This window comes from Enterococcus sp. ARL09-542 (genome assembly GCF_005234805.1).
GTDB lineage: Bacteria > Bacillota > Bacilli > Lactobacillales > Enterococcaceae > Enterococcus_D > Enterococcus_D gallinarum.
The window spans coordinates 183,676-203,910 of sequence record NZ_QPQX01000004.1; the positions used below are offsets into that span (position 1 = coordinate 183,676).

Consider the following 20,235-nt stretch of genomic DNA (forward strand, 5'->3'; position numbering starts at 1 on the left):
ATAGGAGTTTAAAATGATCGAAGAAATTGTAAAGAAGATGTCCCTAAAAGAAAAAATCGGCCAGTTGAATCAGCGATTGTATGGCTGGCAAGTTTATCAGAAAAAGGAAGGAAAACTTTATTTGACAGACTACTTCAAGTCGGAAGTTGCTCGCTTTGGCTCGATTGGCTGGATCTACGGCGTTTTCCGAGCAGATCCTTGGTCGGGCAAGGACGCAACAACGGGTCTCTCGGTGGAAGAATCACGGGAAGTCAGCCGGATGATTCAGGACTATTTAAAAGAACATACTCGTCTTGGAATCCCAGCTTTTTTGACAGAAGAATGTCCTCATGGTCATCAAGGATTAGCAGCAACAACACTGCCGGTCAATTTCAGTACAGGGGCTAGTTGGAATCCTGATCTTTATCAGAGCGTGCAGACGTTCGTGGCACAAGAGTTACGAGCTAAAGGGGCGCAAGTTGGGCTGATCTCTACCTTGGATATCGTACGAGATCCTAGGTGGGGACGAACCGAGGAATGTTTCAGTGAAGATCCCTACTTAGCCAGTTGTTTTACGCAAGCTGCGGTCAAGGGAATGCAAGGGGAAATACTTGGTCATGAACCGACAACCCATGTACTGGCCGTGTTAAAACATTTTGCAGCTCAAGGTTCAAGTATGGGCGGGCACAATGCAGGACCAGTCAATATTGGGGAGCAAGAATTGCGAGAGATTCATTTACCCGCTATGCTGGCGGGAATTCAGGCAGGGGCACTAGGGTGCATGGCTGCTTATAATGATTGGGATGGTGTCCCTTGTCACGCGAACCCTCGCTTACTTCAAGAGATTTTGCGAGAGGAAGCCGGCTTTGCAGGAGTTGTGATGGCAGATGGTTGTGCGTTGGACCGTTTAGCGGATTGGCTAGGAAACAAACCAGAAGCGGCAGCCCGGGCCATGAACAGCGGCGTAGACATCAGTTTATGGGACAATGTTTTCCCTCAGTTGGAAGCTGCTGTTGATCAAGGGTTGATTAAGCAAGAAACCATTGATCGATCCGTGATGCGCGTTCTGAAACTGAAAGAGCAGCTAGGACTTTTTGACGAACCGGTGCCTACGGTGTCCGTTCCGGATCAAAAGCAGTTTCAAGAAAGTGCAACTCGTTTAGCAGAAGAAGCCATCGTTTTGTTGAAAAATGAGCAAGTCTTACCGTTAAAGAAACAAAGACAAACAATTGCTGTTATTGGTCCTCATAGCAAAAACAGCTATCATCAGCTAGGGGACTATACTCCTTTCAAAGAACTGTCTGAGTGCCGCAATCTGTGGGAGGGGTTGCTGGAAATCAAGGGGACCGAAACCACTTTTATTCAAGCAGATGGCTGCGGCATCACAGAAGGAACCAAAGAGCAACTGACTGCCGCATGCCAAGCGGCAGCAACAGCGGATCAAATCATTTTAACGATTGGCGGCTCTAGTATTCGTGACTTTTCGACGGATTTTGATAAGAATGGAGCTGCCTTGCAAGGATCTGCGGAGATGACCAGTGGGGAAAATATCGATCTGGCGTCTTTGGCATTGCCAGAATGTCAAAAACGATTGATTACTGAATTGAAAAAATTTCAGAAACCTCTGATCGGTATTGTGATTGCTGGCCGTCCTCATCTGTTAAGTGAGGTCAGTACCGCTTTTGATGCGTTGCTTTTTGCAGGTTATCCAGGGCAATTTGGCGGAAGTGCGCTAGCTCGGATTCTTTTTGGCGAAACGAATCCCAGTGGGAAACTAGCTGTTTCTATTCCAGATGAAAATGGGCAGCTGCCAGTTTATTACAACTACCGTGAGACTGCTTTCCAGAGAGATTACACAGATTGTTCAGGAACCCCTCGTTATGGGTTTGGTTATGGTCTAAGCTATGCAGAATTTATGCTTAAGGGAATCCATGCGCAGTATGCTCCGCAAGCAATCCAAATTAATGGAACAATCGAGAATCTTTCGGTGATAGCAGGAGCTGAAGTGGTACAAGTGTACCTTCGCAATTACTCACAGCAGGTCTTACCGCGTGTCAAAGTGTTATGCGGTTTTCAAAAAGTCTTTTTGCCAGCCAAAAGCACCGTCGACTTTTCTCTAACAGTTTCTTATGAAACGTTGAAACAGTTGAACATTTCACCAAATGAATTGCCAGCTGATTTTATCATCCAAGTCGAAGCAGCCAATCAGAAACAAGTATTCACGAAGCCATTGAAACAAGAAGAAAATGGAAAAGGAGAGAAATCATGTTAAAATTCCCGGAAGGATTTTTATGGGGAGCAGCTGCTTCTGCTCCTCAAACGGAAGGCGCTGCGGCGATTGATGGCAAAAGCCCTTCAACTTGGGATAAATGGTTCGAATTGGAGCCAGACAAGTTCTACGATCACGTAGGACCTAGTGATACTTCGAATACCTACCGACACTTTCGAGAAGATGTGGCGCTGATGAAAGCCATGAATCTGAACTCTTATCGGACGTCAATTGCTTGGACACGACTAGTACCTGATGGAAAGACGGTCAACCCTCAAGCAGTCACCTTCTATCGTGCCTATTTTCAAGAAATGGTCGATCAAGGAATCGAACCTATCATCAATTTGTTCCATTTTGATATGCCGTGGTGGTTAATGGAAAGAGGTGGTTGGGAAGCCAGAGAATCGGTAGATTACTTTGCCGCTTACGCTCGTATCGCCTTTGAGCAATTTGGCGACATTGTCAAAAAATGGGCCACATTCAACGAACCTTTAGTTCATATTGAATGCGGATATATGGGGGATGCCCATTGGCCTAAAGTTCATAATTTTAAACGAGCGATCCAAGTAGGCTATCATACACTGTTAGCTCACGCAAAAGCAGTAGCTGCTTTTCGCGAACTTGCGATTCCTAACGGAGAGATAGCGATTATCTTAAATTTATCGCCCGTCTATCCGAAAAGTCCGCAGTCTGCTGATCTTGAAGCTGCTGAATGGGCAGACTTACTCTATATTCGCAGTTTTTTAGACTGTACAGTCCTCGGACGATTTCCAGAAAAATTAGTCGCGATGCTGAAAAAGTCAGGTCTTGCTCCTGTAACAGAGGAGGGGGACCGAGAACTTTTTGCCTTAAATACGGTGGACTTTATTGGTTGCAATTACTACCAGCCATTACGAGTTCAAGCCCCGATTGCGCCGAACGATCCAATCACAGGGCCGAGGGATCTTTTTCGAGGCTATGATTGGCCGGACAAAAAAATCAACCCTCATCGCGGTTGGGAAATCTTTCCGCAAGGTATTTATGACATTGCCATGCGTCTAAAGAATAGCTATGGCACGATTCCTTGGTATATTTCTGAAAATGGTATGGGGGTTTCTCAAGAAGAACGCTTCGCAACGCAAGAGGGGGAGATTAATGACACCTATCGCATCGAATTTGTAACAGATCATCTCAAAGAACTGCAGCGGGCGATCGAAGCAGGAGCCCCTTGCTTCGGTTATCATATGTGGACATTTATCGATTGTTGGAGCTGGCTGAATGCGTATAAAAATCGTTATGGGTATTATCGAGTAGATTTGACAGATGATACCCGAACACCAAAAGCGTCGAGCTTTTGGATGGCGCAAGTAGCAAAGGACAATGGGATCGATTCAGGGAATGGACCTGATTAGCCAGCAAATAAAGCATGCTTCAGAGAGACGATTGGACCTCTGGAGCATGCTTTGAGTGTTTCAACTGATTTTATTTTATGCTTAAGTTTCGACCACTGAATTTAGCAGGCGCATTTGACGATCAGAGATATTTGTGACGATAGTCAGCAATGGCCTGTCTTGATTCGTAGATATTTTGAGCCAGCTGTTCATTTTTACTCAAAAAGACATAGAACAGCACATCAACTGCCAAAAGATGAGCAATAATCGAGTTGGTTGCTGCACTGCGCATATTGGCTTCTTTCGGTCGGGAAACTTGCAGCGGAACATCTGCTAATTTCGAAAGGGAATTACTGCCAAAGCGAGTCAAAGATAGAACTGGAATCCCCATCTCCTTCGTAAACTCCGCAAGGTGTAGGATTTCAGGTGTTTGACCACTGTTTGAGACAGCCCAGAGCAAACATTCTTTTTCGTGTTTGATCAATTGAGGCAACAGCGAATTATAGTCGGTTTCGAAAATAACCACTTTGCCTAAGCGAGTCCATTTTTGTTGGATATCTTGAGCAATCAAAGAGGAAGCACCGATACCACATACGAAGATCCGATTGCGGGTTTTCAGTAGGTCCGCTGCTGCCAGCATTACTTGTTCTTCTAAAAGGTCCGCAGTCTCATGCATAGTCACTTGGGCATTATGGCTCAATTTCGCAGTAATATCATGAAAAGATTCGTTCAATGCAACATCTGCATAGCCAATGATCTCCTCATGGGTTTGTCGGGAGCCAGATTCCGCAGAAAGCTGAATCTTAAGATCAGTTAGGCTGGAAAAGCCTGTTTTCTTTGCAAAACGAACAACTGTAGGGGCGCTGATCCCGGTAGCTTGAGCCAACTGACTCGCAGTCATCGAAGGAACTTTTTCAGAATTTTTTTTGATGTAATCAAAAAGTTTTTTTTCGGAATTGGATAATTCGCTCTGGATACTTTCAATGCGAGAAAGGACGCTCATAAGGTCACCTGCTTTAAGAAATTTCTAGATTCAGTATACCATAAGTTGGAGTGTTGCTTTCATTTTAAAATGAAAAGATTCAGCGAAGAAACTTGCATTTTTAGGTAGAATAAAGTAAAGTAATTACGTGTGAATACACGCTACCTGTTACTTGGTTCAACGAGTCACCAACGTTTTACTCAGTCGCAGGTGAAAAAAGAAAAAAGAGGTGAAAAACATGGCAATTACGAAAGAACGCAAAAACGAAATCATCAACAAATTTGCTCGTCATGAAGGAGATACTGGTTCTCCAGAAGTTCAAATCGCTGTTCTTACAGAAGAAATCAACCATTTGAACGAACATGCACGTATGCACAAAAAAGACCACCATTCATACCGTGGCCTAATGAAAAAAGTTGGTCACCGTCGTAACTTATTAGCATACCTACGTCAAAAAGACGTACAACGTTACCGCGAATTGATCCAAGCTTTAGGATTACGTCGTTAATCAAACAAAGAAAAGTGAGGTTCAACCCGAATCTCACTTTTTTGCTATGAATCACTGCGACTGGGCGGCACAAGCCGTACAGAGCAGATGATGAATAGTACTAGGCGACTAACCAGGAGCGTAGTCACCCGAGCGGAATCACTGCGACTGGACGGCACAAGCCGCACAGAGCAGATGATGAATAGTACTAGGCGACTAATAATAGTGGCCCCATCTTTTTAACAAACTCAATTAGCGGGACTTGACTGGTGAATCAAACCCGCAACTAAAAAAGAATCTCTGAGACACGGCGAGCAGCTTCCTACTAACCAAATGAAAGCAGCGGAAGCACCGATCCGCTTTTTTCATTTGTTTAGTAGTGACTTGCTTGGCTCAGAAAAAAAGGAGCAGATCATGACAGAAAAACAAGTATTCAAAACGACTTGGGGCGGGCGTCCGCTACAAGTTGAAGTTGGCCAATTAGCCAAACAAGCAAATGGCGCAGTACTCGTCCGCTATGGCGATACAGTAGTTCTTAGTGCAGCCGTTGCTTCAAAAGAAGCAAAAGATACAGACTTCTTCCCTTTAACGATCAATTATGAAGAAAAAATGTACGCAGTCGGGAAAGTTCCTGGTGGTTTCATCAAACGTGAAGGTCGTCCAAGTACCGAAGCAACATTGACTGCTCGTTTGATCGACCGTCCAATCCGTCCAATGTTTGCGGATGGTTTCCGAAATGAAGTCCAAGTGACAAATATTGTCATGAGTGTGGAACAAGATTGCTCACCAGCAATGGCTGCAATGCTAGGCTCTTCTTTAGCGTTGTCTATTTCCGATGTGCCTTTTGACGGACCAATCGCTGGTGTTGAAGTTGGCCGTGTCAATGGGGAATATGTGTTGAATCCAACCGTTGAACAAGCAGAGCAAACAGATATCGAATTGACGGTTGCTGGTACGAAAAAAGCCATCAACATGGTAGAATCAGGAGCGAAAGAAGTTTCTGAAGATGATATGCTAGGCGCTTTGCTGTTCGGTTTTGAAGCAATCAAAGAATTAGTTGCTTTCCAAGAAGAAATCGTTGCAGCAGTCGGTAAACCAAAAATGGAAGTGACTTTGCTTCAAGTAGATGCTGACTTGAAAAAAGAAATTTTCGATGGCTACTATCAAACAATGAAAACGGCTGTTATGACCGAAGAAAAATTGGCTCGTGAAGACGAGATCGACAACGTCAAAGAAACAGTTAAAGAAGTTTATGCAGAAAAATTTGCGGGTCATGAGGATGAAGGGCAGCTTCTAAAAGAAGTGAAACAAATCGCAGAAGACCTTGAAAAAGATGTTGTCCGTGAATTGATCACGATCGACAAAATTCGTCCCGATGGCCGGAAATTGGATGAAATTCGTCCATTAGCCTCAGAAGTCGGTCTGTTGCCTCGTGTTCATGGTTCAGGACTATTCACTCGTGGGCAAACGCAAGCATTATCTGCTTGTACATTGGCACCATTGGGTGAACATCAAATCATTGATGGTTTAGGGGTAGAAGAATCAAAACGGTTCATCCACCACTATAATTTCCCGCAGTTTTCAGTTGGTTCAACAGGACGTGCCGGTTCTCCAGGCCGTCGTGAGATCGGACATGGCGCTTTAGGTGAACGTGCCTTGGCGCAAGTAATCCCAAGTGAAGAGGATTTCCCTTACACAATCCGTTTAGTGGCAGAAGTATTAGAATCCAATGGTTCATCCTCACAAGCAAGTATTTGTGCGGGTACATTGGCATTGATGGATGCTGGTGTTCCAATCAAAGCCCCTGTTGCTGGTATCGCGATGGGACTTGTCTCTGATGGCGAAAACTATACGATCTTGACCGACATCCAAGGATTGGAAGATCATTTAGGCGATATGGACTTTAAAGTTGCCGGAACAAAAGATGGAATCACAGCCTTACAAATGGATATCAAGATCCAAGGAATCACCGAGCAAATCTTAACTGAAGCTCTATCGCAAGCGAAAAAAGCACGGATGGAAATCTTAAATGAATTGACTTCAACTATTGCTGCGCCACGGGAAGAATTGAGTCCATACGCACCGAAGATCGAGATGATCCAAATCGACCCAGCCAAAATCAAAGATGTGATTGGTAAAGGTGGCGACACGATCAATGGCATCATTGATGAAACAGGCGTGAAGATCGACATCGATCAAGACGGAAAAGTATCAATTGCTTCTTCTGATGCGGAAATGATCAAGAAAGCTATTAAGATCATTGAAGATCTAACAAAAGAAGTCAAAGTTGGCGAAGTTTATTTAGGAAAAGTTGTTCGTGTTGAAAAATTCGGCGCTTTTGTCAACTTGATCAAAGGCAAAGATGGGTTAGTTCACATTTCTCAACTTGCAAATGAACGGGTCAACAAAGTAGAAGATGTTGTCAAAGAAGGCGATGAAGTTCTTGTGAAAGTCACAGAGATCGACAAACAAGGTCGAATTAATTTGTCTCGCAAAGCATTATTGACTGACGATAAAGCAGAGAAGAAATAATTTTCTTAACTAGTTATCCGCAAGAGAAGATTTTGCAAACGTAAATCAACGTCCAACCCCCCAGTAATCGATTCGATTACTGGGGGGTTTTTACGACATAAGGCACAGACATTTCGCTGATAATAAGGTAAACTGACTCAAAGAGGTCGGGCAATCAAAAATTCAAAAAACGTATAGAAGGTGAAAAAATGAAAGCCACACAGGGAAGTGTTTTTCGACGACGAGAGGCCTTGATCACCTACTTAGATAAGTATGATTATGGGACTGTTTCAGAATTAGCGGATCGATTTCAAGTATCAGAAGTGACGATTCGCAGGGATTTGTTGTTTCTGGAAAAAAAGCAGTTGATTGAACGTTATTATGGCGGCGTGAAACGGATCAAGAAATCAGAAAAAAGAGAATCCCAGCAACTTGGATCGGTAGAAGAATTTCCTTGGCAGCGACTGCTTCCACCGTTACACCTTTTGCTGCAAGAAAAGAAATTGATTTTTGTGGGGGCTGGACGCTGGTCGAAAGAATTGATCCACGCAGTTGCTGATTTTGATTTAACGATTGTGACCAATGACCATTCCGCATTGATTGATCTAAAACCAGGACGGGCGATTGTTTGTCTGTGTGGAGGAGAAGTGGAAAGCAACTCCACTGCGTTAGTCGGAGATATAGCGACACTGGCTTTCAGCAAATATACGGCTGATTTGTGTTTGATTGAAGCCTCAGGAATCGACTCCCATGAAATCACAACAACGACACTAAGTGAATCCTTTGTGTATCGGACGATGCTTCAGCATACTCAAGGAGAGAAAATCATCTATACGGAAGGAGAAAATATCGGCCATGTCCGAGGATTTATGATTGATCGTACGTTTATGGCGAATCGCTTGTTTAGCAATAGGCAACTTACAGAGATCGAGACGGCGCAATTTTCTTCTCAAGGTCTGCAGTTTTCGCTGCTATGATTTTAATTTGGCATTGAAGCTTTTCTCAGACAATCAATTAAGGAGAATCGTTCATAAATATTCTTTCATGAACAGTTCTTGTCCGGCTATTGCTTTTGATCAAGGAGACGATTATCCTAAATACCAGAAAGCGATTTACTAAAAAAGACAGGAGAACATCATGACATCAAAATTTCCAACAGATTTTTTATGGGGAGCATCCATTTCCGCACATCAAACAGAAGGAGCTTATTTAGCGGATGGTAAAGGACTAAGTGTTCAAGATACTCGTCCCCGAGACAATAACGAGATCGCCGATTTTACAGTAGCGGTGGATCATTACCATCGGTACAAGGAAGATATCGCCTTGTTAGCAGAACTAGGAATCAAAGTTTTTCGCTTTTCAATTGCATGGTCACGGATCTACCCTGAGGGGCGGGGAAGTGTTAACCAGAAAGGATTGGACCATTATAGTGCTGTCATCGACGAACTGTTGAAGCAGGGAATCCAACCATTTATTACGTTAAATCATTTTGATTTACCACAAGCTTTGGAAGATCAAGGCGGCTGGACAAATCGCAGTACAGTTGAAGCTTTTGAAACCTATGCTAAGACATTGTTCAACGCTTATGGTGATCGGGTGACCCATTGGTTGACGATCAATGAACCGAATATCATGCTCTTAGTCGATCGCAAGATACTAGGCAAAACGATTCCTCTACCTGAGAAGTACCAGCAATTCCATCATCTGATGATTGCTGAAAAGCTTGCCTTCAAACATTGCCATGAACTCGTTCCAAATGGAAAAATTGGACCAGTCCCTAATATCTCGCTTGTTTATGCAGCAACCAGCAAGCCGGAAGACAATCAGGCGGCCCTTTATTTCAATAGCGTTCGGAATTGGGCGTATTTAGATTTTGCCTGCTTAGGACGCTACAATCCAGTCTTTCAAGATTACTTGAATCAAAGTGGGGTGAAGATCACTATCCACCCAGAGGATCAGGCTTTGATGACCAGTGCCTTCCCAGACTTTGTAGCTATGAATTTCTATACAACGGTCACAGTTGAACAGCCAACGATGGAAGGAGACATGACGAATGGGATCAGTGATCAACAAAGTGAAGACATCATGGAACGAGGGTTTTATAAAGGATTTACGAATCCCTATTTGAAGAAAAATGCGTTTAACTGGACCATTGATCCTCTGGGCTTAAAAACGACTTTGCAAACACTCTATGATCGCTACCATCTACCAATCCTCATCACAGAAAACGGTTTGGGAGCAGAAGATCATCTGGAAGAAAACGGCGCAGTCCATGATTCTTACCGTATCGACTATTTGCAGCAGCACATCCAGCAATGTCTAGCAGCTATCGAGTCAGGAGTGGAATTGATTGGCTATAGTCCTTGGTCTGCGATCGATTTGATCAGTGTCCATGAAGGCATCAAAAAGCGCTATGGTTTTATTTATGTGGATCGGAATGATGCCGATGAAAAAGAGCAAAAGCGTGTGAAAAAAGATAGTTTTTACTGGTATCAAAAGTTGATCGAAAACGGACATTGGGAGGGATAAGCAATGAATCATGTCTTTACTTTTTTAGAGCAGCGATTGATGCCGCCATTAAATAAAGTCGCTAACTTGCGTTTTATCCGGGCAATTATGCAAGCGGGAGTCATCACGGTTCCTTTCACGATCGTTGGCTCGATTTTTTTGATCATCAATAACCTGCCTCAAATTATTCCGCCGCTGGCCAGCTTTTTTGAACAGACGATTTTGAAATTTTCCCCGCTTTATAGTGTCGCGACAACTATGTCTATCGGCTCGATCGCACTCTTTTATTGTTTAGCCACTGCGTATTATTTAACGGACATCTATCGCAAAGAAGAAAAACTCCAATTGAGCAGCTTTGTTGGCGCAATTCTTGGGTTGTTTGCATTTTTGATGACGATCATTCAAGTCGATATTTCAGATAGTGGGGCACAATTGCTTCAAACAACTGGAGAGACAGCTATCATCTATAATGGTGTAGCACTTGGTTCTTGGGTGACACGGTTTAGTGGGGTCGGTATTTTTATCGGTATCCTTACGGCGGTGCTGGCAACCCAAGTCTATCGTTTTTGTGTTAAAAAGAAAATCACGATCCAAATGCCAGCGGGAGTACCAGATGGGGTCAGTAAAGCATTTGCTTCCCTGATTCCAGCGATTATTATTGCTTTTTTGATGATTCTGATCAATGGCTGTTTAGCCGTTTTTCATACCGACTTGCATGGTTTGTTGTCAAAACCATTTGAATTTGTAAAAGATTTGACAGGTTCTTGGCTAGGGATCATTGTAATCATGTTGTTGATTCATTTGTTGTGGGCCGTTGGTGTTCACGGAACAGCCGTCATCAAAAACAGTTTTATCAATCCTATTTTATTAGTTGCTTTAACCGAAAACATCGATGGAGCAACTAACATTTTTGCCGGTGATTTTGTCAATATGTACATTTTTATTGGCGGTGCTGGCAGTACGTTAGGGTTGGTCTTGTTGATGCTGTTTCGAGCTAAATCCCAACAGTTGAAAGTATTGGGCAAAGCGGCGATCCTTCCAGGATTGTTCAATATCAATGAACCAGTGATCTTTGGTGCGCCAATCGTCTATAATCCTTATTTGATTATTCCTTTTATTGTGACACCGCTGATCAATGTGACGATTGCTTATTTTGCTACATCCTTTGGCTTTGTAGCTAAAGTGATCACCGGGATTCCTTGGATCTCACCTGTTGGGATTGGAGCATTTCTTGGAACTGGCGGTGATTTTCGCGGAATCTTGATCGCTATCCTTAATTTATTGATTTCGGTTGTCTGCTATTATCCATTTTTCCGAATGTACGATAGTAAACTTTTTGCGGAGCAGCAAGCAAACGAAGCAGAAGCGACTCTCCATGATCAGTAGACAAAAAGAGCGTGGGACAAAAGTAAAAAACACTTTTGTCCCACGCTCTAAACACGTCTAAATGGCGGAAGCAGAAGCAACTCCGAGAAATTAATCGAACTACCCCAAAATTTGAAAAGCAATTTCCGTGTATTCCTCCTTATTTTGCGGAGTTTAACATTTCTGTCCCAGCCTCTTTTTTAGCGAAAACTATAATCCGACAACGAAATATGCCGGGCATGACACCAGTCTTTGACAGAACCGGAGAAAATTAGCGGTACATTGGTCAAATCCTGTGTCAGGGTTTGTCCGACCATGGTGTAGAGCAGCTGAAGCTGTTCTTTCCAAGACTGGATGGTGGCAATCGTTTCTTCAGGTCCTTTATCTAAGAGCATGGTCAAAATCGTAGCAGAGATTCCGACACTTTTGGCACCAAGACATAAAGCTTTGAAAATATCAAAGGCATCTCGAATCCCTCCTGAAGCGATTGTCGTGAAGGAGTGTTGCACTTCGTTGGCTTCTAGTAAAGAAATAACCGTCGATTGGCCGAAGTGATTCAAGTAAGCCATTTCTCGTTTTTTTCTGCGGGCATTTTCAATTTGGGTAAAACTCGTTCCGCCGCTACCAGCAACATCGATCGTTTGTACGCCTACCGAAATCAATTGCTGAATAGTCTCTCGGGTCATACCAAAACCGACTTCTTTTACGACAACTGGTACTGGAGCCGCCTTTACGATTTGTTCCAGCAGACTTAGCCAATTGCTGAATTCACGGTCCCCTTCTGGCATCACCAATTCTTGAGGGGCATTCAGATGGATCTGTAAGGCATCGGCTTCAAATAAGTCGATCGCACGCAAGGCATTTTCAACGGAACTACCAGCACCGACATTTGCTAAAAGAAAGCCCTCTGGATTGACTTGGCGAACGACTTGGAACGTGTCGGACAGCGCTGGGTCTTTTAATGCAGCTGAGACAGAACCAGTCGCCATCATCAGGTCACAAGCTTTCGCAACTTCAGCCAAGTCTTGGTTGATTTTTTTGCTTTTCTCACTTCCGCCTGTCATGGCGTTGATGAAAAAAGGGGTAGCGAAAGAGCGGCCAAAGAGTTCCGTTTCCAAAGTGACTTGTGCGCTATCGATCTCGGGAAAGGACTGGTGAATAATTTGAACCGCATCAAAATCATTCAACCGTGGCTTGTGAAAGGCTTTTGCCAATGAGACGTGTTCATCTTTTCGATTCATTAAATCTCCTCCCGATAATGATAGACATGCAGCGGCAATGGAATAATGTCGGCTTTTTCCCAAGCGCTCATCAATGGTAAGATCCCGGTTTTTTGATCGACGATCACAATGCCGCAATCCCCGCCGCCAGCGCCTGAAGACTTGGCGGCCCCGCGATAGGTTTCTGCTAAGTCACATAGTTTCTTTAAAGCGGGTGTTTCAATGGTTACACCAGTCAGACTAGATAATCCTACAAGTAATTTTCGATTTTCGGTAATCATTTTTTTGATTGTTCGGCTGTCTTCATTTAAAAAGCCATCAATCAAACGATTGACACAGTCTTTGCTGTCTGCCAAAAATTTGGCATAGCCCTTTTCTTTGGCTTCTTTTGATTGGTAGACTTGGTCAACTAAATCAGAAGTGGAAGCAGGACTACCTGTCCACCCAATCAACAGGCGCAATGATTTTGGGACAATCAATGGACGGATCGAAAGCTCTGGCCAATCACTGGTCAATAGCTGAGTCAATGTCCATTCCTGCTGTTTTCGTAAGACCCACTCATGATCAAATGTGGAAAAAGCCAGCCAGCCGCCATAGCAAGAAGCAGCAATGTCACCACACGAGCCATTCCCTTGCACGGCCAAATGGGCCAATGCGGCGATCTTGAATTGCGTCAAGCGATCCATTTTTAGATCATAGTAGAGGTTGAGTGCTTTGACGGTAGCAACGGTCACTGCACCGCTAGAACCAAGTCCATATTTTCGACCGTTGGAATTATCTAACTCACTCGTTACTTTTAAGTCATAAAAAGAGAGCAGGGTTCCTTTTTCTTGAGCGTATTTTTCTGTTAGACGAATAGCAGCTAGAATGTAATGAAAAGGATTTTCTCGGTGGTCCAGTACTAGTTCGCCATTGCGGCGGGTCCAGCGGATCGGCAAGTCACTGTACTGGGCAGATTGGATACTGCCGTTTTTGCGGGCGCCTTCGATCGTCACATTGATGAATTGATCCACCGCAACGATGATCGCTGGATGTCCAGGTTCAACGACCGCATACTCACCTGCAATAAATAATTTGCCGGGGACTGAAATTTCTATCATTTCGACACTCCTTCATTTGTCATAGACGGATCGGTCACTGTCATTGGTAAATCAACCAACCCTTGTCCTGCGTGAGCAACGATTAATTGTTCAGGATGAAAATCTTTTTTCAGCTGGGTTAATATAGCTTCTTCGTCTTTTCTTTGACAAAGCACTTTGACATTTGGTCCGGCATCCATCGTAAAGTAGCAGGCCAGCCCTTTTTGACGCAAGGAACGGACGCAATCCATTGCTCGCAAGGATTCAGGAGACCAGTAGGTGAACGGTGGAGTCGCCGCCATAGTAGTGGCATGCATTTTTAGGGCATTGGCTTCTGTCGTTTCACCTAATAACTGAAAGTCTTTTTCGCGGATGGCTTGCTTTAACTTTTTCAAATCGTGTGGTGTGCTTTCTAGCCAACCAGAATAATAGCTGGAAGTCTCTACAGTCCGACGCATCCCGTCACGACTGGAAACATCTTTTTCTTTGTCGTTGATCAAAATGAAAAGCATACTTAGCTCTTTTTCCCAGCCTTCCGAAGCAATCGGTGTTGCGTAAGACGTGTCATCATCACCAGTATGCCATTCGACAAAGCCGCCAAAAATACTGCGACAAGCAGAGCCAGATCCCCGCCGAGCGAGACGGGATAGTTCTGTTTGTGATAATTGTAAGTCAAGTGCTGCGTTACAGGCTCCGGCTAAAGCAGCTAGTCCACTAGCAGATGAAGCAAGACCAGCAGCTGTTGGAACGAAATTGCGGCTGTTGACTTGCGCGAAAAAAGGACAATTGGCTTTTGCGCGTACAAGATCCAAAAAAGCGGAGATTTTCTTCGTTGCAGCCTCACTCTGCTGTTTGTCATCCAGGAAAAAACGGTCTTGAGTATATTCCTCTGAAAAGGTAACAGAGGTTTCTGTATAGAAAGCATCTAACGTCAAAGATAAGCTGTTATTCATTGGCAAGATCAGTGTTTCGTTCTCCTTGCCCCAATATTTGATCAAAGCAATATTCGTGTAGGCTCGCGCCTTTCCTTTATACATGTTCGTAAGCTCCTAATCCTTGAATCCAAGTGGCATGGGCGCCATTGGACAATAAAATACGGCTGATCACTTCAGCCTGTGTTTTTGTTTGAGTCAAAGCGATCATACAGCCACCGCGGCCACCGCCCGTCAGCTTTGCGCCAAAAGCGCCGTTGGCTAATGCCAGTGACACGAGATCGTCCAGGTTTTGATTGCTGACACCTAGTTGCCGGAGGGTCTCATGTGCGTGGGTCATTGCCTGACCTAGCTGCGTCAGCTGATTATGTAAGATAGCTTCTTTAGCGGTCTTTGCTAAAGAACCTAAGCGGCTGATAGCCTGACTCGTTTGGTGTTTTTGCGTTTCAAACAGATGCGCGACGCTTTTGACAGCTGTGCGGGTCTGACCTTTGATCCCTGTATCGGCGACTAACAAAAAGCCATCGATCGTCAATGGAAAAGAAGTAATCGGCTGCCCTTTGGTAAAGTAGATCGCCTCGTTGCCGCTTGTTGCTGCAGCATCAATACCGCTAGGATTTCCATGCGCGATTTTCTCAGAAAAATCGACATAATCCAATAGCCGTTCTTTTTTTAACTCTTTGTGCTGCCAATCAAAAAAGGCCCGAGTCAACGCAACTGCAACTGCCGCACTTGAACCCATTCCTCGTTCTGAAGGGATTGTACTAACGATCGAAACAGAAAAGGGACCGGTTTGATGGTCTTGCTGCAAGCGATGAAGAAGTTCTTTCACATTTTTTAAATGCGAAGGAGCTTCTTCTAGTGGGCCGTGGTAATAATTGGAGGTTAAATCATTCGTTAGGCTGGCAGTGATCGTCACGTGGACCTTTGCGCCAGCAAATGGAAAAGCGATGGCGGGTTCACCATAGACGACCGAATGTTCACCCATTAATATGATTTTCCCTGTAGCTATGCCAGTACCGAGTGACATTCATTATCCTCATTTCTCTTAGAACTGCAGCAGAAGTCAAAAGAATGTCTCAGAGGAAGCAGCAGGCAAAAAAATAAAGGTTCCCCTTTGATCCTGTGAGTCATTCTTTTAAACTAAGCTGCAATCTACTTAATAATTACTAGTGATTTCATCATAGATCCTTGTTTTTCCGTTAGAACAGAAAAGTTCGCAGAAAAACGAATAAAAGATTCTTTCTTATTTTACTAGAAGAAGGCTGTTTCGTTAAGCATTCCGAAAAAGAAATCGTAAAAAACTGAAAATATTTAAACTTTTATTGAAAATTTTTTGTTTTTATGCTTCAAAAGCGCTGGGTTGACGATACAATATCTAGTAGTGTATAGTTGATTACGCAAATGAAACATACAATATTTAGTGATGAGTGAGTTGGGGGATATGAGCGTGATCGTATTAGCAGGAACTATCGGCGCAGGAAAATCAAGTTTAACTGCATTGTTAGCTGATCATTTAGGCAGTCAAGCATTTTATGAGTCAATCGATGATAATGAAGTGCTGCCGTTGTTTTATGCCGATCCAAATAAATATGCTTTTTTATTGCAGATTTATTTTTTGAATAAACGTTTTGATAGTATCAAAAAAGCATTGAATGATGATAATAATGTATTGGATCGATCCATTTATGAAGATTCACTGCTTTTCCATTTGAATGCTGATTTAGGGCGAGCAACGGATACAGAAGTTCGGGTTTATGATGATTTATTGGCCAACATGTTGGAAGAATTGCCTTATGCAGCTCATAAAAAACATCCAGATTTATTGGTCCATATTCGGGTTTCTTTTGAAACTATGTTAGAACGGATCAATAAACGGGGACGGGAATATGAACAGTTATCCTTTGATCCTACCTTGTATGACTATTATCAAGAATTGAATCTACGGTATGATCAATGGTATGAAGAATACCAAGAAAGTCCAAAAATCCAAATCGACGGCGATCAATTCAACTTTGTTGAAGATCCAGAAGCAGCCCAAAAGGTATTAGCGATGGTCGACGAAGCACTGGCAAAAGTGCGCAAATAAAGCAACAGCTGGAGTCCAGCCCATAAAAGTGGGGATTCCAGCTGTTTTCTTTTATAATAGAAGAAAGCGAACATGTAACGTGTGGAGGGAAACCAGTGGAAAAAAAACGATTTTACAATGGCCGTTATGAATGGATTCAAGTGGATCAACAAGACAGTAGCAGTATTGCGCGTTTACAAAGACAGCACCAGTTGACTGATGAGATGTTAACTTACTCATTAGACAAGAATGAACGTGCCCGTGTGGAGTTCGATACTGATGATCAAGCATTGTTGTTGGTGTTCAACGTACCTCAACAAGAAAAGAAAGACAATCATTTTGAAACAAGTCCGATGACGTTTATCTTAAAAAAAGATCGGCTGTTTACTTTTTCTTCGAGAAATACACAATATGTGATTCCGATGATGGAACGGATACTCGTGCAAAATCCTTTGCAAACACCGATTCATTTTCTTTTTAATAGTCTTTTTTTGATCTCAGGAACTTTTTTTCCTTTAGTCGAAGAAGTCAATAGCGATCGCGTGCATCTCAATCAACGGCTGCGGGAAAAGACCACCAATAAAAATTTGTTGGAGATGTCTGACTTGGAGATCGGACTCGTTTATCTGGTTTCGGCAACGAAACAAAATGCCGTTTTATTAGAACAGATCAAAGCTTTGTCGTTCTTTCGTTTAATGGACGACAATGAAAAAGAGCAGTTGGATGATGCACTGATCGAAGCGAAACAAGCCGTTGAAATGACTCAGTTAGCGTTTCAAATTCTGGAACAATTGTCAGGTACGTACAATAATTTGTTGAACAACAACTTGAACGACACGATGAAATTCCTGACTGTTTGGTCGTTGTTGCTGACGGTACCATCGATCGTTACCAGCTTCTTTGGCATGAACGTTCCATTGCCCTTCACGAATACCGTGTTTGGCTGGGGAATCGCTCTGCTGATCAGTTTAGTCTTGTCAGGATGGATGTTGATTGCACTCTGGCGCAGAATCAAGTGATGCTTCAGTCAATCACTAGACCTAACCCCGCTGCAATCACTAATGCTTGTTCTTGGTCAACGATCAATCCCCGCAACAATTCTTGCGAAAGAGCGATTTTCTGGAAAGGATTGGTCCGCAGATCCAGCTGATAGAGTTTGGTTCGGAACCAATTACTGTTTGTCAGCTGATTGTGCTGCAACTGGAGATTTTTCCATTGGACTTCGTAAAATTCTGTGTCATTCAGCTGGCACTCTGCAAAGCGGATCGTTTTGAGATTGGTGTTGCTGAAGGAAGCAAAATTGCCGACGCAAGATTCAAATGTACAGTCACGAAAATAACTTTCTGCAAAATTTGTACCGGTCAGCTTGCAGTTTTTGAAGTGTACTTGATGAAAGCTAGCGCCCAAACATTCCATGTTGGAAAAGTCGCAGTTTTCAAAGAAAACATTTTGGCATTCCCAATGCTCTAGTCTTGTCTTTTGCATGGTGACCTTTTTCAAGTGGCACTGTTTTAAAATGAGACCCGTACAAGCGTCATAACTGGCATCAGTTTCTGTAAAAAAAGCTTGTTCAAAAATTTCTTCATCTTCAAGATAAAAATCTTTTGTTTCTGAGTATTCAATAATCTGTAAAAGAGGATCCGGCTGCTTTTTTTTCATTTTGCACCTCAAAATTTTGTTTTTTTAATAGTATACCATGTTTTGAGCGATGCCTTTAGCAGTGCAAAGATGTTTGATGGATAGATTGTGAATTTAATTCAATAGGCTAACTTTAGTTGCTGAAATAGCAAGGTTTTATGAAAAATAAATACGCTTATATTCACAAGGTTATGAATTGTTTTAAGAAAAATCTTCATTTCAGAAGCATAATTCAAGGATAATTCGGCAATAACCAGTAAAAACTGTCATTTTTTTAACGGTTTGCGAAAATCTTGATAGTTTTTAAATTCACAATGTAGCTATAATGAAACCATAAACAAAAGGGGGAAATTTTTCCATGACAAAAACAGTGATTATTGGTGCGAACCACGCAGGGATTGCCGCAGCAAATACCTTATTAGACAATTACCAAGATCAAGAAGTTGTAATGATCGATCGGAATACAAACCTCAGTTACCTTGGTTGTGGGACTGCATTATGGGTTGGACGTCAAATCGATTCGTATGAAGGCTTATTCTATACAAAACGGGAAGATTTTGAGGCAAAGGGAGCAAAAATCTATATGGAAACAACTGTTGACCATATTGATTTTGAGAAAAAAACGGTTCATGCAGTAACAAAAGATGGTGAAGAAGTGGTAGAAACATATGACAAACTTGTTTTAGCAACAGGTTCAGTACCAATTTCGCCAAAAGTACCTGGTCGTGATTTAGCCAATATTCATTTCTTGAAGAGATTCCAAGATGGCCAATCTGTGGATAAAGAACTAGCAGCTGAAGAAGTAAAAAATGTTGCTGTCATCGGGGCCGGCTATATTGGAGTGGAAATTGCAGAAGCTGCAAAACGTCGTGGTAAAAACGTTCTTTTATTTGATGCCGCTAACCGTGCATTACCAAACTACTATGACAAATGGTTCACGGATGACATGGATCAAAACTTAGCAGAGCATGGGATCGAATTGCACTTTGGTGAATTAGCTCGAGAATACAAAGGAACCGACAAAGTAGAAGCAGTGGTAACGGATAATGGAGAATATCCAGTGGATCTTGTGATCAATGCGATCGGCTTCTTGCCAAACAATACATTAGGCAAAGAGCACTTGGAACTATTTACGAATGGTGCCTACTTGGTAGACCGTCACCAACAAACAAGTGACCCAGATGTTTTTGCGGTTGGAGACTGTGCAACGGTTTATTCAAATGCATTGCAACAAACGACCTACATCGCTTTAGCAACAAATGCCGTTCGCTCAGGGATCGTAGCTGGCCATAACATTGGCGGTACATCATTGGAATCAACTGGGGTCCAAGGATCAAACGGAATCTCAATCTTTGGTTACAACATGGTTTCTACCGGTCTTTCCGTAGAAGCAGCAGAACGTAACGGTGTGAAAGTGAAGTATTCAGATTATGAAGATACGCAAAAACCTGGATTCATGAAAGAAAACGATACCGTGAAAATCCGGATTGTTTACGAAGAAGAATCACGTCGGGTGATTGGTGCCCAAATGGCATCACGTACTTCAGAAATCGCTATGGGAATTCACATGTTCTCATTAGCAATTGAAGAAGGTGTAACCATCGACAAGATGAAATTACTTGATATCTTCTTCTTACCACACTTCAATCAACCATACAACTACATCACAATGGCTGCATTGAAAGCTGAATAATAAATAGCTGAGGGAGCTGTGACAAAAATCTTGTCGCAGCTTCTTTTTTCAAATAAACGATTAGAAGTAGCTTCTTTGGAACCAAGCCGAAACTTCAGGTGGCTGGTCACTTTTGTTAAGCGCTCTTTTTTGAA

The 20,235-nt window shown here is 42.8% G+C and carries 16 protein-coding genes; 10 read left to right on the forward strand and 6 right to left on the reverse strand.

Annotation, left to right across the window (positions count from 1 at the left end):
• The first annotated feature begins 13 nt into the window (after nt 1-13).
• Together DVW06_RS06360 and DVW06_RS06365 are read left to right on the forward strand one after the other, a co-directional pair.
• Nucleotides 14-2,251, forward strand: coding sequence for a glycoside hydrolase family 3 protein (locus tag DVW06_RS06360; protein ID WP_005472730.1), 2,238 nt, complete (start codon nt 14-16; stop codon nt 2,249-2,251).
• Complete coding sequence (locus DVW06_RS06365; RefSeq protein ID WP_003128624.1) at nt 2,245-3,639, forward strand: glycoside hydrolase family 1 protein; 1,395 nt, start codon at nt 2,245-2,247, stop codon at nt 3,637-3,639. Before DVW06_RS06360 ends, DVW06_RS06365 begins: the two co-directional genes overlap by 7 nt.
• A 121-nt stretch (nt 3,640-3,760) precedes the next feature.
• Here DVW06_RS06365 and DVW06_RS06370 read toward each other — a convergent pair whose 3' ends face one another.
• Entirely contained in the window at nt 3,761-4,621 is an 861-nt protein-coding gene (locus DVW06_RS06370) for a MurR/RpiR family transcriptional regulator (RefSeq protein WP_003128626.1), read from the reverse strand.
• A 217-nt stretch (nt 4,622-4,838) separates the two neighbouring features.
• Here DVW06_RS06370 and rpsO point away from each other — a divergent pair, with 217 nt between their 5' ends.
• The 5 genes from rpsO (at nt 4,839) to celB (ending at nt 11,492) form a co-directional block, all read left to right on the forward strand.
• Nucleotides 4,839-5,108 carry a 30S ribosomal protein S15 gene (rpsO, locus tag DVW06_RS06375; protein WP_003128628.1) on the forward strand — a complete coding sequence of 90 codons (270 nt, stop codon included), beginning with the start codon at nt 4,839-4,841 and terminating at the stop codon, nt 5,106-5,108.
• A gap of 393 nt (nt 5,109-5,501) precedes the next feature.
• Nucleotides 5,502-7,619: a polyribonucleotide nucleotidyltransferase gene (gene pnp / locus DVW06_RS06380; protein ID WP_003128630.1), complete on the forward strand. Its 2,118-nt coding sequence runs from the start codon at nt 5,502-5,504 to the stop codon at nt 7,617-7,619.
• A gap of 188 nt (nt 7,620-7,807) precedes the next feature.
• Complete coding sequence (locus DVW06_RS06385) at nt 7,808-8,575, forward strand: DeoR family transcriptional regulator (protein ID WP_003128632.1); 768 nt, start codon at nt 7,808-7,810, stop codon at nt 8,573-8,575.
• Between the two features lie 160 nt (nt 8,576-8,735).
• Nucleotides 8,736-10,127: a glycoside hydrolase family 1 protein gene (locus tag DVW06_RS06390; protein ID WP_137264509.1), complete on the forward strand. Its 1,392-nt coding sequence runs from the start codon at nt 8,736-8,738 to the stop codon at nt 10,125-10,127.
• A 3-nt stretch (nt 10,128-10,130) separates the two neighbouring features.
• Nucleotides 10,131-11,492 (forward strand): PTS cellobiose transporter subunit IIC, encoded by a 1,362-nt coding sequence (gene celB, locus DVW06_RS06395; protein WP_029487281.1) that lies wholly within the window; start codon nt 10,131-10,133, stop codon nt 11,490-11,492.
• A 179-nt stretch (nt 11,493-11,671) separates the two neighbouring features.
• Here celB and fni read toward each other — a convergent pair whose 3' ends face one another.
• From fni to mvk, 4 genes are read right to left on the reverse strand one after another with little or no spacing between them, the layout of a single operon-like run.
• The gene (gene fni, locus DVW06_RS06400; protein WP_003128636.1) at nt 11,672-12,712 is read right to left on the reverse strand and encodes a type 2 isopentenyl-diphosphate Delta-isomerase; all 1,041 of its coding nucleotides are present in this window, start codon (nt 12,710-12,712) and stop codon (nt 11,672-11,674) included.
• Complete coding sequence (locus DVW06_RS06405) at nt 12,712-13,791, reverse strand: phosphomevalonate kinase (RefSeq protein WP_003128637.1); 1,080 nt, start codon at nt 13,789-13,791, stop codon at nt 12,712-12,714. Before DVW06_RS06405 ends, fni begins: the two co-directional genes overlap by 1 nt.
• Entirely contained in the window at nt 13,788-14,807 is a 1,020-nt protein-coding gene (mvaD, locus tag DVW06_RS06410) for a diphosphomevalonate decarboxylase (RefSeq protein WP_003128638.1), read from the reverse strand. The genes DVW06_RS06405 and mvaD overlap by 4 nt, the downstream gene beginning before the upstream one ends.
• On the reverse strand, nt 14,800-15,732 hold the full coding sequence (gene mvk, locus DVW06_RS06415; RefSeq protein WP_003128639.1) for a mevalonate kinase: 933 nt from the start codon (nt 15,730-15,732) through the stop codon (nt 14,800-14,802). Before mvk ends, mvaD begins: the two co-directional genes overlap by 8 nt.
• Before the next feature lie 414 nt (nt 15,733-16,146).
• Between mvk and DVW06_RS06420 the strand changes: the two genes are divergently transcribed.
• On the forward strand, nt 16,147-16,791 hold the full coding sequence (locus DVW06_RS06420) for a deoxynucleoside kinase (protein WP_003128640.1): 645 nt from the start codon (nt 16,147-16,149) through the stop codon (nt 16,789-16,791).
• Nucleotides 16,792-16,886: 95 nt separating this feature from the next.
• Nucleotides 16,887-17,789 (forward strand): magnesium transporter CorA family protein, encoded by a 903-nt coding sequence (locus DVW06_RS06425; RefSeq protein WP_003128641.1) that lies wholly within the window; start codon nt 16,887-16,889, stop codon nt 17,787-17,789.
• A 4-nt stretch (nt 17,790-17,793) separates the two neighbouring features.
• On the opposite strand, the gene DVW06_RS06430 is transcribed toward DVW06_RS06425, so the two are convergent.
• Nucleotides 17,794-18,429, reverse strand: a complete 636-nt coding sequence (locus DVW06_RS06430; protein WP_021149133.1) for a pentapeptide repeat-containing protein — start codon at nt 18,427-18,429, stop codon at nt 17,794-17,796.
• A 337-nt stretch (nt 18,430-18,766) separates the two neighbouring features.
• On the opposite strand from DVW06_RS06430, the gene nox reads away from it, so the two are divergent.
• The gene (nox, locus tag DVW06_RS06435) at nt 18,767-20,101 is read left to right on the forward strand and encodes a H2O-forming NADH oxidase (RefSeq protein ID WP_003128643.1); all 1,335 of its coding nucleotides are present in this window, start codon (nt 18,767-18,769) and stop codon (nt 20,099-20,101) included.
• Nucleotides 20,102-20,235: the final 134 nt, after the last annotated feature.